This is a genomic window from Agrobacterium sp. BT-220-3, assembly GCF_025910175.1.
GTDB lineage: Bacteria > Pseudomonadota > Alphaproteobacteria > Rhizobiales > Rhizobiaceae > Agrobacterium > Agrobacterium oryzihabitans.
The window spans coordinates 414,627-430,526 of record NZ_JAPAIX010000003.1 but is presented as its reverse complement, the minus strand read 5'-3'; the positions used below and the strand labels follow the sequence as shown (position 1 = coordinate 430,526).

14 protein-coding genes are annotated in these 15,900 nt (G+C 61.2%); 8 read left to right on the top strand and 6 right to left on the bottom strand.

Annotated features, from left to right (window positions below):
- Positions 1–4: 4 nt before the first annotated feature.
- From OK142_RS12425 to aidB, 8 genes are all read left to right on the top strand, one after another.
- The gene (locus tag OK142_RS12425) at positions 5–649 is read left to right on the top strand and encodes a Urease operon accessory protein (protein ID WP_498683021.1); all 645 of its coding nucleotides are present in this window, start codon (positions 5–7) and stop codon (positions 647–649) included.
- A 4-nt stretch (positions 650–653) separates the two neighbouring features.
- Entirely contained in the window at positions 654–2,363 is a 1,710-nt protein-coding gene (gene ureC, locus OK142_RS12420; protein WP_003491727.1) for an urease subunit alpha, read from the top strand.
- A gap of 9 nt (positions 2,364–2,372) precedes the next feature.
- Positions 2,373–3,041, top strand: a complete 669-nt coding sequence (locus tag OK142_RS12415; protein WP_498683018.1) for a TIGR02117 family protein — start codon at positions 2,373–2,375, stop codon at positions 3,039–3,041.
- A gap of 168 nt (positions 3,042–3,209) precedes the next feature.
- The gene (locus tag OK142_RS12410; RefSeq protein WP_082182814.1) at positions 3,210–3,746 is read left to right on the top strand and encodes a peroxiredoxin; all 537 of its coding nucleotides are present in this window, start codon (positions 3,210–3,212) and stop codon (positions 3,744–3,746) included.
- 354 nt (positions 3,747–4,100) lie between these two features.
- A complete protein-coding gene (ureE, locus tag OK142_RS12405) occupies positions 4,101–4,589 on the top strand; it encodes an urease accessory protein UreE (protein ID WP_498683016.1) in 489 nt (162 codons plus the stop codon).
- Positions 4,590–4,592: 3 nt separating this feature from the next.
- Complete coding sequence (locus tag OK142_RS12400) at positions 4,593–5,264, top strand: urease accessory protein UreF (protein WP_498683015.1); 672 nt, start codon at positions 4,593–4,595, stop codon at positions 5,262–5,264.
- Positions 5,265–5,400: 136 nt separating this feature from the next.
- A complete protein-coding gene (gene ureG / locus OK142_RS12395) occupies positions 5,401–6,012 on the top strand; it encodes an urease accessory protein UreG (RefSeq protein ID WP_082182812.1) in 612 nt (203 codons plus the stop codon).
- A gap of 3 nt (positions 6,013–6,015) precedes the next feature.
- Positions 6,016–6,840 (top strand): AidB family quorum-quenching N-acyl homoserine lactonase, encoded by an 825-nt coding sequence (gene aidB / locus OK142_RS12390; RefSeq protein ID WP_498683013.1) that lies wholly within the window; start codon positions 6,016–6,018, stop codon positions 6,838–6,840.
- Positions 6,841–6,912: 72 nt separating this feature from the next.
- Here aidB and OK142_RS12385 read toward each other — a convergent pair whose 3' ends face one another.
- The 6 genes from OK142_RS12385 to OK142_RS12360 all read right to left on the bottom strand — a co-directional run bounded on the left by OK142_RS12385 (position 6,913) and on the right by OK142_RS12360 (position 15,711).
- On the bottom strand, positions 6,913–7,602 hold the full coding sequence (locus tag OK142_RS12385) for a Crp/Fnr family transcriptional regulator (RefSeq protein ID WP_035240981.1): 690 nt from the start codon (positions 7,600–7,602) through the stop codon (positions 6,913–6,915).
- Between the two features lie 459 nt (positions 7,603–8,061).
- Positions 8,062–11,382: an efflux RND transporter permease subunit gene (locus tag OK142_RS12380; RefSeq protein ID WP_082182810.1), complete on the bottom strand. Its 3,321-nt coding sequence runs from the start codon at positions 11,380–11,382 to the stop codon at positions 8,062–8,064.
- Positions 11,383–11,395: 13 nt separating this feature from the next.
- Complete coding sequence (locus OK142_RS12375) at positions 11,396–12,589, bottom strand: efflux RND transporter periplasmic adaptor subunit (RefSeq protein ID WP_498683012.1); 1,194 nt, start codon at positions 12,587–12,589, stop codon at positions 11,396–11,398.
- Positions 12,590–12,952: 363 nt separating this feature from the next.
- Complete coding sequence (locus OK142_RS12370) at positions 12,953–13,945, bottom strand: ABC transporter substrate-binding protein (RefSeq protein WP_498683010.1); 993 nt, start codon at positions 13,943–13,945, stop codon at positions 12,953–12,955.
- A gap of 21 nt (positions 13,946–13,966) precedes the next feature.
- Positions 13,967–14,839: an ABC transporter permease gene (locus OK142_RS12365; protein WP_003491714.1), complete on the bottom strand. Its 873-nt coding sequence runs from the start codon at positions 14,837–14,839 to the stop codon at positions 13,967–13,969.
- On the bottom strand, positions 14,836–15,711 hold the full coding sequence (locus OK142_RS12360) for an ABC transporter permease (RefSeq protein ID WP_498683008.1): 876 nt from the start codon (positions 15,709–15,711) through the stop codon (positions 14,836–14,838). Before OK142_RS12360 ends, OK142_RS12365 begins: the two co-directional genes overlap by 4 nt.
- Positions 15,712–15,900 lie beyond the last annotated feature (189 nt).

The following is a 15,900-nucleotide window of genomic DNA, read 5'->3' as shown; positions in this document are numbered from 1 at the left end:
CGGCATGGGGCGACGGATCATGATTGTCGGAAATGGGGAGTTGCCGCAGGGCATTGCGGACTTCATCGACCTCTCCGACATCGTCATCCGTTTTAACGATTGCCGTTCGCTGGGTTCGGGCGGCAGCCGCACGGATGTGGTGGCCGTCTGCAACACCGGACGGCCCGGCCGCGAGATGGCGGAAGAGACCGGGTGGCGCAATAGTGACGGCGTGCGGCAGGCCTCCGCCATCTGGTCGGTGCGCGATCCCGCGAAATTTTCCGAAATGGAGCCGGATATTCGCGCGCGCTGGCCGGAACTCACCGACTTCTGCGCCGATTATACTGCGGGTTTCGCCGCGATTGCCGAGGAGACCGGCAAGAGCCATACCGTTATTCCACGCGGCGTGCATGAGCGGCTGGATTGTGCCCTGCAGGCTTATTCGCCTGCGCCCTATGTGTGCCCGAGTACCGGTCTCTTCGCCATTGCCCATGTTCTCGAAAGCTTGAACGGCGATGATGACGAGGTGGCGATTACCGGTTTCGGCCATCAAGGCTGGAACGGGCATCCGTTTGCCGCCGAAAAACAACTGGTCGAAGCCCTGACACATCAGGGCCGGCTGACACGAATTTCTCCCACATCGATTTTCTCCGCGTCCGAAGGAGCCTGAACCCATGCCTTACAAGATTTCCCGCGCCGCCTATGCCGGCATGTTCGGCCCGACCGTGGGCGACAAGGTTCGTCTTGCCGATACCGAACTCTTCATCGAGATCGAGAAGGACTACACGACCTATGGCGAGGAAGTGAAATTCGGCGGCGGCAAGGTCATTCGCGACGGCATGGGCCAGAGTCAGGCGACGCGGGCCGAGGGCGCTGTCGATACCGTCATTACCAATGTGGTGATCGTCGACCATAGCGGTATCTACAAGGCGGATGTGGGCCTGAAGAACGGGCGCATCCACGCCATCGGCAAGGCGGGCAATCCCGATACACAGCCCGGCGTGACGATCATCGTCGGCCCTTCGACGGAGGCAATTGCCGGCGAGGGCAGGATACTGACAGCCGGCGGCATGGATGCGCATATTCACTTCATCTGCCCGCAGCAGATCGAGGAAGCGCTGATGAGCGGCGTCACCTGCATGCTGGGCGGCGGCTCCGGCCCCGCGCACGGCACGCTCGCCACCACCTGCACCGGCGCATGGCATATCGAGCGCATGATCGAGAGTTTCGACGCCTTCCCGATGAATCTGGCGCTCGCCGGCAAGGGCAACGCCTCGCTGCCGGCGCCGCTGGAAGAGATGATTCTTGCCGGCGCTTCCTCGCTGAAGTTGCACGAGGACTGGGGCACGACACCGGCCGCCATCGACAATTGCCTGACGGTGGCCGATGAATATGACGTGCAGGTGATGATCCACACCGATACGCTGAACGAAAGCGGTTTTGTGGAAGACACGGTTGCCGCCATCAAGGGACGCACCATCCATGCCTTCCACACCGAAGGGGCGGGCGGCGGCCATGCGCCAGATATCATCAAGGTCTGCGGCAATCCGAACGTCATTCCGTCTTCCACCAACCCGACGCGGCCCTATACCGTCAATACGCTGGCCGAACATCTGGATATGCTGATGGTGTGCCACCACCTGTCGCCGTCCATTCCCGAAGATATCGCCTTTGCCGAAAGCCGTATCCGCAAGGAAACCATTGCCGCGGAGGATATTCTCCACGATATCGGCGCGTTTTCGATCATTTCCTCCGACAGCCAGGCCATGGGCCGTGTCGGCGAGGTGGCGATCCGCACCTGGCAGACGGCCGACAAGATGAAGCGCCAGCGGGGCCGTCTGAAGGAAGAGGTGGGCGAGAACGACAATTTCCGCGTCCGCCGTTACATCGCCAAATATACCATCAACCCGGCCATCGCCCAGGGCGTCAGCCATGAGATCGGCTCCATCGAAGTCGGCAAGCGCGCCGATCTGGTGTTGTGGAATCCGGCCTTTTTCGGTGTGAAGCCCGAAATGGTGCTGCTCGGCGGCTCGATTGCCGCAGCGCCGATGGGCGATCCGAATGCCTCCATTCCCACGCCGCAGCCGATGCATTATCGGCCGATGTTCGCCGCCTATGGCAAGCTGCGCACCAATTCCTCGGTGACTTTCGTGTCTCAGGCGTCGCTCGATGCCGGCCTTGCAGGGCGTCTCGGCGTTGCCAAGAAGCTGATGGCGGTAAAGAACGTGCGCGGCGGTATTTCCAAGGCCTCGATGATCCACAATTCGCTGACCCCGCATATCGAGGTCGATCCCGAAACCTACGAAGTGCGCGCCGATGGCGAGCTTCTGACCTGCGAACCGGCGACGGTGCTGCCGATGGCGCAGCGCTATTTCCTGTTTTAACGGCGTTTCGTGTTGAGATTTATCACAAGGTCGATCGGCGGTGGCCTGCTGCTGATCATCCTGCTTCTTGTGCTCGGTACCGTCGTGCCGCGCCCGTTTTTCGCTGACGATACGGGTGGCGTGAAGGATCGCGAAATTCTGCTGCTGTCCAATCCGATCCACACCGATATCGCCCTGCCGGTCGATGAGGATCTGCGGCGGGTCTTTTCCGAGTTGCAGGAGGACGGTATTGCGGTCAATCATCCGGCCGCTGTCTATCTAATATTCGGCTGGGGCGGCCGGTCGTTTTATACGCAGACGCCCACCTGGGCGGATCTCAAACCCATGCCGGTCCTGCGCTCGCTGACGCTGGATCACTCGGTGATGCATGTGGATGTGACGGGGGACTTTCCCGCCGATCTCTCCGGGGTGAAACGACTTCGCATTTCCGAAGCGGGGTATCAGCGCCTTCTCGCCGGTGTCAGGGCGAGTTTCGTCCGGAAAGATGGCAAGGTTCAGCTTGTCCCCGGTGTCGCCTATGGTCTCAACGACGCTTTTTTCGAGGCGAATGGCTGGTTCAATGCGTTGGCCGGCTGCAACACATGGTCTGCCGCCATGTTGCGTGAGGCCGGCATTCGCACAGGCTGGTGGACACCATTGCCGCCACTGCTGCGCTGGTCGGTGGCGCTGCACAATTGATCTTCGGCCGGGGCGATGTTTCGTTCATTTGACGTCTGGTAATCCGATTTTTATGCTGCACCGCAATGCATCTTGCGCTATGGAAGCCGCAAAAGAATTCCGCGCGGAGCGATCCCAGGCGATCCGCGCAAAACGCCAGAAAATTGAAGACAGATCAGGAGACAAGACATGCTCGGCAAAAAAGTGCCCGCCGTAACCTTCCGCACGCGCGTTCGCGACGAGGCCGTTGGTGGCCCCAACCCGTTCCGTTGGCAGGACATGACCTCCGACGATTATTTTGGGGGCAGACGAGTCGTTCTCTTCTCGCTGCCCGGCGCCTTCACGCCGACATGCTCGACCTACCAGCTTCCCGATTTCGAAAAGCTGGCTGGCGAATTCCGCGCGCTCGGCGTCGATGAAATCTATTGCCTGTCGGTCAATGACGCCTTCGTCATGAATGCCTGGGCAAAGGGCCAGAACCTCGAAAACGTCAAGGTTATTCCGGATGGTTCGGGCGAGTTCACCCGCAAGATGGGCATGCTGGTCGCCAAGGACAATCTCGGCTTCGGCATGCGCTCCTGGCGTTACGCCGCCGTCATCAACGACGGTCTGGTGGAGCAGTGGTTCGAGGAAGAGGGTTATTCGGACAATTGCGATACCGACCCTTACGGCGTTTCCTCGCCGCAGAACATTCTGGAAAACCTGAAGGCGCGCGCTGCGGCCTGATTTTGGTTTCAAGATTATTGCGAAGGCCCGGCGGCAATGCCGGGCTTTTTTCGTTTTCTGGGACGTGATTGTCGTTCGCGGTGCCGCCTCATCCGCACATCGTCACCCCGGACTAGATCCGGGGTCCAGCGCGATCAAGTCCTTGATCGCGAAAGACTCCTCTCACGGCGCAGACGCGCCGTGGCTGGATGCCGGATCCAGTCCGGCATGACGGAGGAGAAGTTGCCGGACGCCTCAAGTCTTTACGCCGGCAATGCCGACCTTTTTCATGCCCTGCATTCATTCACCTTGAAATCACCCCGCCTATCCGGCAAAAATCAGACCCCCAAGACAGTTTCTGAAACGGATCATTCCATGCTGCGCGTCACCTCCTATCATCCGGCCGGAACCCCCACCGACGAAGCCTCCGGTTATGTCACCCTGGCGCACGACCAGCGGCATCTGCGTCGCAAGCTGCTGCATCTGCAAAACGACGAGATGGTGATGCTGGACCTGAAGGAAGCCGTGCTGTTTGCCCATGGCGATCTTCTGGTGGTGGAGAACGGCGATTTGATCGAGGTCCGGGCGGCGGATGAAAAGCTGTTCGAAATCAAGGCGAAGGACCGCCTTCACCTGATCGAACTTGCCTGGCATCTCGGCAACCGGCATCTTTCCGCTCAGATCGAGGAAGAGCGTATTCTCATCCTTCGCGACCACGTCATCCGCGCCATGCTGGAAGGTCTTGGCGCCACCGTGCGTGAGGTGGAAGAGCCATTCCAGCCGGCGCGCGGCGCCTATCACGCCCATGGCGGCCATTCCCACGGACATGATCATGGCCATGGCCACCATCACGACCACGGCTGAGGCGTGAGCGAGGATCGCGGCGTCGCCGCGCTGCTGCGGCTCATGGCCTGGATGTCGCCGGCCTTTCCCGTCGGCGGTTTTTCCTATTCCGGCGGGCTTGAAAAGGCGGTGGAGGACGGGCGCGTTCGCGGTGCCGCCGGTCTTCTCGGCTGGGTGGAGGTGCTTCTGTGCCACGGCAGTCTCTGGAACGACGCGATATTTCTGGCGGAAGCCTGGCGCAACGGTGAGGACGCCGCTGTCTTAAACGAAACGGCCGATCTGGCGCGGGCGCTGGCCGGTTCGGCGGAGCGCCATCGCGAGACGGTGCTTCTTGGTGATGCCTTCGTTGCCGCCGCCGGGGCCTGGCCGCATGCGGTTCTCGAGTTGTTGCCGAAGGATGTTCCCTATCCCATCGCCGTCGGCGCGGTGGCTGCCGGTCATGCGGTGCCGCTCACGGAAACGATTGCTGCCTTTTTGCATGCCGGGGTTTCGCAGCTCGTCTCGGCGGGCATCCGCCTCGGGGTTGCGGGACAGAAGGATGGCGTCACCATTCTGGCCGCAAGTGAGGCGATCATCGCGGAGATGGCGGCGCGGGCAATGCAATCCACGCTCGACGATCTCGGCAGCGCGACGATCATCGCCGACACGGCAGCCATGCGCCATGAAACACAGGGCACCCGGCTTTTCCGGTCTTGATGAGCGAGCGGTCGCCACTTGTTTCTTCTCCCCGCCGGGGAGAAGAAACGCGCGGCACGATCCTTGCATATCTTGAAGCGTCCCGTTGAGGGACTATGGTGAAACAAGACCGAAGCATATCGAAGGGAACAGCGTGATGAAATCGGGTAATGGGCCGCTGCGCGTCGGCATTGGCGGGCCGGTCGGTTCTGGCAAGACGGCGTTGACGGAAAAGCTCTGCAAGGCGATGAGCGCCGATTATTCGGTCGCGGTCGTCACCAATGATATCTACACCAAGGAAGATGCCGAGGCGCTGGTGCGCATGCAGGCGCTGCCGTCCGACCGTATCGTCGGGGTCGAGACGGGCGGATGTCCACATACGGCCATTCGTGAGGATGCGACGATCAATCTGCAGGCGATTGCCGGGCTCAATGCGCGGTTTCCCGATCTCGATGTGGTCTTCATCGAATCCGGCGGCGACAATCTCGCCGCGACCTTTTCGCCCGATCTGGCCGATATCACCATCTATGTCATTTCCGTCTGCCAGGGCGAGGAAATTCCCCGCAAGGGCGGCCCGGGCATCACCCGCTCCGATCTGCTGGTCATCAACAAGAAGGATCTGGCTCCTTATGTCGGCGCTGATCTGACGGTGATGGACAGTGATGCGACCCGCATGCGCAACGCCATGCCCTTCGTCTTCACCGACATGAAACGCGGCGACGGTGTCGATCGCATCGTCGGTTTCCTGAAAGAGCAGGGCGGTCTCTGAGACATGGCGACATCTTTCCGTTTCGGTCCGTATGAGGTTTCCCGCTTCGTCGACGGTGTCTACAAGGCGCCGGTTGGCCATCTCATCCACCGGCAGGGCGAGGCCGCCCTGGAAGCGGCTCTCGCGGGGCACGCGGGTGAAACGGTGGACATGGACGTCAACTGTTTTGCGCTCTCCGGACCTGACGGGATGACGCTGATCGATGCCGGCTGCGGCACGGCCTGGGGTGCAGCCTATGGTAATGCCCGCGCGGCGATGATCGCCGCCGGGATTCAGCCGGCCGATGTGACGCGCGTCATCCTCACCCATATTCACGGCGACCATGCGCTTGGCCTCATCGATGGCGACCGGCCTTATTTTCCCAATGCGGAGATATGGGTTCCCGAGGCCGATCTCGGCTTCTTCACCAGCGAGGCGGCGCGAAAGACCCTGCCGCCCGCCCGGCAGGGCGGTTTCGATCTTGCCGCGCGGCTGCTCGACATTTGCGGCGCCATGCTGCGGCCGATTCCCACGGGAAAGATGGCGGATGATGTGGAGGCCATCGCCATGCCGGGCCATACGCCGGGACATACCGGCTATCTCATCGGCCATGGCGATCACCGGCTGTTATTGTGGGGCGATGCGCTGCATGTGAGTGCGTTGCAGGCCGACGATCCGGGCATTGGTTTCGTCTATGATATCGATCCCGAAACTGCCTATTCGACACGTTTGAAGGCGCTGGCCGAGGTTGCCGATCACGGCTGGCTGGTTTCAGGCGGTCATCTCGGCGGGTTCTTCCGTGTGGAGCGGGAGGGCGATAGCTTCCGCTTCGTGCCGCAGCCGGTCTAATATCGGGTGTACCAAAATTCGAGGACGGAATACCCGCAGGTGTCCCGTCCTCTTCCTCTCCCCGGTAATGTTTCAGATCTGCTTCAGTGCGGCGACATCATTGACCTGCACGATGCGTCCGCGCACGGTGACGCCTGCCTTTTTCAGCGCCGAGAAAGCGCGCGACAGGGCTTCCGGCGCAAGGCCGAGCTTGCCGGCGAGCAGGCTTTTCTGAAACGGCAACCGCAGTGAAAAGGATGTCGCGTCGCGCGGGCCTTGATTGATGAGGTAATGGGCGACGCGCTGCGGCGCGGTCTGCAGCCGGTCGTTGGCGATGCAATCCATGGTGCCGAGCAGGCTATTGGAGAGGCAGCGCATGACAGCCTTGGCGATTGCCGGTTCCTGATCGATCAGGCTTCGGATTCTTGTGAGTTCGAAACGCGCCACGGTGCAGTTTTCCGCCGCCTGCGCGCTGTAACGATAGCTGTCGCTGCCGAAAATCAGGCATTCGTTGAAGGTTTCGCCCGGGCCGCTGACGCGCACATCCGCCTCGCGCCCGTGCCGGTCCAGCCTGTAGAGCCTGACATAACCCGACAGAACGCAGTAGAAATATTGCGCCGTCTCGCCTTCCTTGAAGAGTACGTGGCGGGCGTTCACATTGATGACGCTGGCCGCCTCCATCAGCTTCAATGCAGCCGCGTCATCCGCTATCCCGATCAGGGGTGCGCGCAGCAGAATGTTCCTGTCCCTGTTGCTCAGCTTCACGGTCTTGTTCACGTCCATCCGGCTCCCGCTCAAACCTTTTGCCGGGTTTTCCGAAGCGATACGAAACCGGGGATGTTCCTTTTCCCTCACGCCTATCTGAAAAGAGCTCATCGCATTATCCTTCGACCGGCAATTCCCGATAGGAGGGAGATTAGCAGCTGGGCCGAAAAGGGAATTGATTTCGATCAAATGGGTGTTGGTGTTGTGGGGTCGGGGGTGGGGCTGGGAATCTGTGCTTCAGATCAGGGGGGAATGCGGAGCGAGCGGGTGCGGCAACTTTCTTCTCCCCGGGGGGGAGAAGGTCGCGGCAGCGGGATGAGGGGGGCAACGCCGGTGGGATGCGGAGAGGGTGCCCCCTAATCTGACCCTTCGGGCCATCTTCTCCCCGGCGGGGAGAAGAAACCAGCGGCGACGCCCTGCGATAAGCAAACTCACCATAAAAAGAAACGCCGGGCACTAGGCCCGGCGCTTTAACTTTCACTCCGCAGCGAGCGGCGGCAGCCGCAATATATTGCTGCCCTTGTCGCCGGATTTTTCGCCGGTGCCCTTTTCCATGCCGGCGACCCGTGCCTCCAGCGAGGAGAGCGCGAGGCTGTTTTCGCGGGCGATCTCCGAGAGTTTCTCGTTGGAGAGAGCCTCTTCCTCCTCTTCCTTCTTGCCGACGAAGCGGCCGAAGAGGTGGGCGAGCAGGCGCGACACGTCGTCCATGATGAGGAAGAAGGCCGGAACCACGATCAGGGACAACACCGTCGAGACGATGATGCCGCCGATCACCGCGATTGCCATCGGTGCGCGGAAGGAGCCGCCTTCGCCGACGCCGAGTGCGGAGGGCAGCATGCCCGCCGACATGGCGATGGAGGTCATGATGATCGGGCGGGCGCGCTTGCGGCCCGCCTCGACCATGGCATGGACCCGTTCCATGCCATGACGACGCATTTCGATGGCGAAGTCCACCAGCAGGATGGCGTTTTTCGTCACGATGCCCATCAGCATCAGGATGCCGATGAGAACGGGCATGGACAGCGCGTTCTGCGTGATGATGAGCGCGACCGCCACGCCGCCAATAGCAAGCGGCAGCGAGAACAGGATGGTGAAGGGCTGGATGACATCCTTGAACAGGAGGATGAGCACCACCAGCACCAGCATCAGGCCGAGCAGCATGGCGTTGACGAAGCCCTGCTGCATTTCGCCCTGCACCTTGGCATCGCCGCTTTCGGCAAGGCGAACGCTTGCCGGCAGCTCGGTTTCCGCCACGATCCGCTTGAACTCGGCCGTCGAGGTGTCGAGCGCCGTGCCGAAGGGAACGTCGGAGCCGATGGAGACGACGCGGTTGCGGTCGTTGCGCTTGATCGAGCTTGGACCTTCCGAATAGTCGATATCGGCCACGCTATAGAGCGGCACCAGCGATCCCGAGGCTGTCTTGATCTTCAGCGCGCGGATGGTGGCGAGGTCGCGGCGGGTATCGAGCGATGCCTGCACGCGGATCGGGATCTGCCGGTCATCCAGCGAAATCTTTGTCAGCTGTGCGTCGATATCGCCGATGGTGGCGACACGCACGGTCTGCGAAATCTGCTGCGGGGTGATGCCGAGGCGGGCGATTTCGTCCTTGCGCGGGCGGATCTGCAGTTCCGGCCGGGGCAGGGCGCCTTCCGAGCTGACATTGGCGAGGATGGGCGAAGCGCGCAGACGGCTTTCAAGAACACCGACGGCGTCGTTCAGATCCTTTTCGTTCGACGAGAGGAAGTTGAAGCTCAGTTCCCGTTCCGCACGGTCGTTCAGCTTGATGATGCGCACATCCGGGATGGTGCGGACCTTGGCGAAAATATCCCGCTCCACATCCCATTGCGGACGGAGGCGGCCCTTTTCCTCCACCTTCGGCAGATACTCGCCGATAAGCGGAAGGGAGCCGAGACCCTTGTTGACCAGGGTTTTCAGCAGCGAGTGATCAATATGCTCGAGGATGACATTGACCGTGGCGCGGCGAAGCTCCAGATCGCCCTTGGGCGAAGCGCCGCCGAGGATGAAGACGCTTTCCACACCGTCGATATCGCGGATGGCGTGGTTGATCGCGGTCGTTGTCCGGTCGGTTTCGTCCAGCGTCGCATTGGGTGGCAGTTCCACCGAAAGCGTCACGCGTGAGGCGTCGTCCGGCGGCAGGAAGCTGCCCGGCACCTGGCTCAGAAGATAGACGGATGCGACCAGAAAGCCGATGGCGCCGAGCAGCGTCAGGTAACGCGCCCACCACTTGCGGGTGGTGGCGGAAACCATGCGCGTATAGGATTTCATCAGCCAGCCGTCATTGTCGGCATGGTCGTCCATCGCATCTTCGGCGCGCATCAGATAGGCCGCCATCAGCGGCGTGATGAGGCGGGCCACCGCCAGCGAGAAGAACACCGAGAAGGCGACCGTCAGGCCGAACTGGATGAAGTACTGGCCGGGAATGCCGGGCATGAACGACACCGGCACGAAGACGGCGATGATGGTGAAGCTGGTGGCGATGACGGCGAGGCCGATTTCATCCGCCGCTTCGAGTGCCGCACGATAGGGTGTCTTGCCCATCTTGATGTGGCGGGCAATGTTCTCGATTTCCACGATGGCGTCGTCCACGAGGATACCCGTGGCGAGCGTCAGGGCGAGGAAGCTGACGAGATTGAGCGAGAAGCCCATCAGGTCCATGATCCAGAAGGTCGGGATCGCGGAAAGCGGCAGGGCGACGGCGGCAATCAGGGTTGCGCGCCAGTTCCTGAGGAAGAGCAGAACCACGATGACGGCGAGGATTGCGCCTTCGATCAGCGTGTCGAGCGCGGCCTTGTAGTTGCCATAGGTGAAATAGACGGCGTCATCGACCATCTGGATCGAGACGTCGGGATGATCCTTGCGGACCTGGTCGAGGCTTTCCGCCACGGTTTCGGCAACCGAAACCTCGCTGGCGCCCTTGGAGCGGAACACCGCGAAGGTGACGGCGGGGTTGCCATTGAACCGCGAGAAGGACTTCTGCTCCTCATAGGTGTCACTGACCGTGCCGAGTTCGGAAAGCTTCACGAAGCGGCCATTGGAGAGTGCGATGGTGGTATTGGCGAGCTGGGTGACGTCGCGTGTATCGCCGAGCGTGCGGATCGTCTGCTCGTTGCCGCCCACCTGGCCGCGGCCGGAGCCGAGATCGATGTTGGTGCCGCGCAGCTGGCTGTTCACCTCGGTGGCGGTGATACCGTAGGCGTCGAGCTTTTCGGGGCTGAGCGAAACGCGCACCTCGCGGTCCGCACCGCCGTAACGGTCGACCTTGCCGATGCCGGATTTGCCCTGCAGCGCGCGCTTGATGGTGTCATCCACGAACCAGGACAGTTCTTCCAGCGTCATGTTCGGCGAAGAGACGGCGAAGGTCTGAATAGCCTGGCCTTCGACGTCGATCTTGCTGACAACAGGCACTTCGATATCGGCCGGCAGATCGCTGCGGATCTTGTCGATGGCGTCCTTGGTGTCCTGAACCGCCTCTTCCGTCGGCTTTTCGATGCGGAAGACGACCGTTGTCGTCGACTGGCCGTCAACGACGGTGGACTGGATTTCGTCGACGCCGCTGATGGCGGCGACGGCGTCTTCGATTTCCTTCGTCACCTGCATTTCGAGCTCGGAGGGCGAAGCGCCGCTCTGGGTCACGGTGACGGCGACGACGGGAACGTCGATATTCGGAAAACGGGTGATCGGCAGCGCATAAAACGCCTGCATGCCGAGGAACATCAAAAGCGCGAAGCCGAGCAGCGGCGCAATCGGGTTACGGATTGACCATGCGGAGAAGTTCATTTCATTCCCTCAATCAGTTGGACACAGCCGCAGGGGCTTCCACCGGTCTTATCCGGTCACCATCACGCACGAATGCTCCAGCTTTCTCGACAACCTTGTCTCCAGCGGCAAGGCCGCTGACAATCTCGATGAAACCGCTGTCTTCTATACCGGTCTCGATCTTCACCTGCTTGACGACGTCGTCTTCCACCTTGCGGGTGGTCGAGCCTTCACGCCCGGAGGTGACGGCCGAAAGCGGCAGGGCAAGCGCGTTCGTTTCTTCAACGATGATCTCGGCGCTGGCATACATGCCCGACCGTGCCGGGCTGCCGACAGGCAGCACCACATGTACGGAACCGAGGCGCGTCGCCGGATCGACGGTGGGCGAAACAAGGCGCACCTTGCCCTCTATCTTCTTGGCTCCGCCGGCGACCGTCAAATAGGCTTTCTGGCCGACCTTGACCTTCAATATGTCGGTTTCCGAGAGATCGGCGACAAGTTCGATCGCGCCGTCCTTGATGACGGTGAAAAGCGGGTCGCCGGCGCCGCTGGCAATGGCCCCGACCTTGGCATTCTTGGCCGATACGATGCCGGCGACAGGGGTTTTCACACCCGTCCGCGTCAGCTTCAGATTGACATCGTCTATCTGCGCGTCGACGACCTTGCTGTCAGCCTCTCCGGCGGAAACGGCCTGTTTGGCCGCGTCGAGACGGGCCTGCGCAACCTGGGCGGCGGCCTCCGTCTTTTCCGTTTCGGAAACCGAACCCGAGCCGCTCTGGCCGAGCTTTGCGGCGCGGTCGCGCTGGCGAAGGGCGTCGGCCAGATTGGCCTGGGCTTCCAGCACCTGCGCCTTCGACTGGGTGACAGAGGCCTCGGCCTTGGCCTTGTTGGCCTCAAGCTGGCTCTTTTGCAGAAGAAGACTGTCGGAAGACAGCACGGCGAGAACCGCATTGGCCTCGACCCTGTCACCAATATCGACGTTCAGCTCATCGATCGACAGCCCATCGACCAGCGGCTGGACGTATATTTCGTCCACGGGGCGGATGGTGCCCGTGGCGATGATACGGTCGACGAGATCGCGTGTCTTGGCATGTGCGACGATGATGGAGGGGAGGTTCTGCTGTTTGACCGGTGCCTGTGCTTCGCCTTCGGCGGCTGCCGAAAGGGGCAGGGCCGTTGCGGAAAGAAGAAGGAAAACAAAGCGGTTAAACGTAAATCTATGCTGCATGTGTCTTGGCTCGCGCAATATTCGATCGCATGTCCTGCAGCCTTGCGGCGTATATTAGAAGGTCATGCTGAAACGAATGTGAAACAAGGGATCACAATACTTCCTTTTCGATCCTCCCGATTCGAACGCCCCTCAACGCGAATCTTCAGCACTTTGCCCTGTGCTTTTCTTACAAGATCAAATCTGGCAGTCTTGTGGGCGGGACTCTAATTGTTGTTGTCGTGCAAATCAATCCGCATAGCTGCGATGCTTGATATACATTTTTGTATAGGTTGGGATATTGTAATTCGTCAAATACGTCACCAGCGAAAAAAGAAACGCGCGGACGGGGCCGCGCGTTCCATGCGTTCGGGTTCGATTTTACTATTTCAGCGCCGCATCGGTGATTTCGGTGGTGAAAGCGCCGGAAGGTTCCTTGGTGATGACCGGATCGGAACCGCCGCCCAGCAGGGTTTTCACCGTCCGTTCGTAGTCCGCCTTGTCGAGTGCGCCCTTCGAGCCGGCTGTCAGTTTTGCCACTTCGCCCATCATGCGCTTCTGGTGTTTTTCGGTCTGTGCGCCGGAGGCGTCGTTTTCCAGCACGATGTCGGCCGCATCGTCCGGGTTTTCTTCCGCCCATTTCCAGCCCTTCATGGAAGCGCGGACGAATTTGACCATGTCTTCCTTGAACTTGGCGTCCTTCAGCTTGTCTTCCAGAACGTAGAGACCGTCTTCCAGCGTCGCCACGCCTTCCGCCTCGTATTTGAAGGTGACGAGTTCCTCCGGCTTGATGCCGGCATCAATGACCTGCCAATATTCATTATAGGTCATGGTGGAAATGCAGGCGGCCTGTTTCTGCAGCAGCGGATCGACGTTGAAGCCCTGTTTGAGGACGGTGACGCCATCCGCGCCGCCGGTGGTCGGGATTTTCAGATGCGCCATCCACGAGAGGAACGGATACTCATTGCCGAAGAACCAGACGCCGAGTGTCTTGCCCTTGAAGTCATCGGGCTTGGTGACGCCGGTTTCCTTGAGGCAGGTCAGCATCATGCCGGAGGTCTTGAAAGGCTGGGCGATGTTGACGAGAGGGACGCCCTTTTCACGGGTGGCGAGTGCCGAGGGCATCCAGTCGACGATGACATCCGCGCCGCCGCCGGCCAGAACCTGTGCAGGCGCGATATCCGGGCCGCCCGGCTTGATGTCGACATCGAGGCCTTCCGCTTCGTAGAAGCCTTTATCCTTGGCGACGTAATAACCGGCGAACTGCGCCTGCGTCACCCATTTCAGCTGCAGGGTGATCTTGTCGGCGGCCTCGGCGCTCACCGCCGTCAGGACTGACGCGCCGGCAAGAAGCATGGATGCAAGTTTCATTTTCATCGCTGTTCCCTTTTTCGTTATTTACGTTCGTCCCCCACGGACGGACGGATGCCAGAAGGTGACGGCGCGCTCTGCGAGCGCCACCAGACCGTAAAAGCCTGAGCCCGCGAGCGCGGCGACCGCGATTTCGGCCCAGACCATATCGACATTGCTGCGGCCCATTTCCGCCGAGATGCGGAAACCCATGCCGACGATGGGCGTGCCGAAGAATTCGGCGACGATGGCGCCGATCAGCGCGAGCGTTGAGTTGATCTTCAGTGCATTGAAGATGAAGGGCCAGGCGGCGGGCAGACGCAGTTTTATCAGCGTCGGCCACCAGCCGGCGGCATAGGTGCGCATGAGATCGCGCTCCATGTGGCTGGAGGCGGCAAGCCCCTGAACCGTGTTCACCAGCATCGGGAAAAAGGTCATGATGACGACGACGGCCACTTTTGACTGCCAGTCGAAGCCGAACCACATGACCATGATAGGCGCGATGCCGACGACAGGCAGAGCGGAGACGAAATTGCCGATGGGCAGCAGTCCGCGCTGCAGGAAGGGCGAGCGGTCGATGAGGATGGCGACGATAAAGCCAAGACCGCAGCCGAGCACATAACCCGTCAGCACCGATTTGAGGAAGGTCTGGCGGAAATCCGCCCAGAGGATCGGCAGGGACGTGAGAAGGCGCGCAAGGATGGCGCTCGGTGCCGGCAGCAGGATGGGCGGCACGGCAAAACCGCGCACCACGCCTTCCCAGAGCGCGAGAATGGCCAGCCCGAAGAGGAGCGGCACGGCCATGCGGCTGATGCGCTTTATCGCTGGCGAGAAGAATTTGCGACGTACCAGCCATTCGTTGAAGGCCCAGGCGGCAAGCCAGAACAGGATCGCGCCGAAAAACCAGCCGGGATGGGTCATGGCCGGGCTCCCATTCTCTTGAGGACGGCCGCGTGAGCAATGCCGATGATCGACACCAGAATGGCGGCGACACCGGCGGCCATGAACAGCGCCGCCCATATCTGCACCGTCTGGCCGTAATAGGAGCCGGAAAGCAGGCGCGCGCCGAGCCCTGCGACGGCGCCTGTCGGCAATTCACCGACGATGGCGCCGACAAGCGCGATGGCGATGGCGATCTTCAGCGACGTGAAGAGATAGGGCAGGGCCGAGGGCCAGCGCAGCTTCCAGAAGATCTGGCTAGGTGAGGCATTATAGGTGTGCATCAGGTCCAGCTGGATGGTTTCAGGGCTTCTGAGGCCCTTCACCATGCCGACGACGATGGGGAAGAAGGAAAGATAGGTGGAGATCAGCGCCTTCGGCAGCAGCCCCGAAATACCGATGGAGTTCAGGACGACGATGATCATCGGCGCGACGGCAAGGATCGGGATGGTCTGGCTGGCGATGATCCACGGCATGACCGAACGATCCATGGCGCGGTTGTGGATGATGGCAACGGCCAAGAGGATGCCGAGTACCGCGCCGATGGCGAAACCAAGGAGCGTGGCCGAGAGCGTGACGCCGGCGTGATAGATGAGGCTGCGCTTGGAAGTGATCGCCTTGTTGGCGGTGGTGTCCCACAGTTCCGCGACGATCTGGTGCGGGGCGGGGAGGACAGGGCGTTCCTGGGCGAAGGTTTGCGGCAGGAGTTCGAAGAAGCCCGGTGTTTGACCGGCGCGGGTGGCCTGGTCGCGGGCGAAGGGCATGTTGAGGTAGACGACGGCGAGGTGCCAGAGGATGAGGATGGCGAGGAGGACGGTTACGATGGGGAGGATGCGGTGGCGGATGAGGGTCATGGGTTTTCGCTCCGTCGCTCACTTCGAGGGTGCGGCTTACCCCCCTCTGTCCTGCCGGACATCTCCCCCTCAAGGGGGGAGATCAGCAGGAGGCTATTCCGCCATTTCATTCTCAAGTGTCGAGATGGTCGAGACCTCGCCGCAGGTCGATCTCCCCCCTTGAGGGGGAGATGCCCGGCAGGGCAGAGG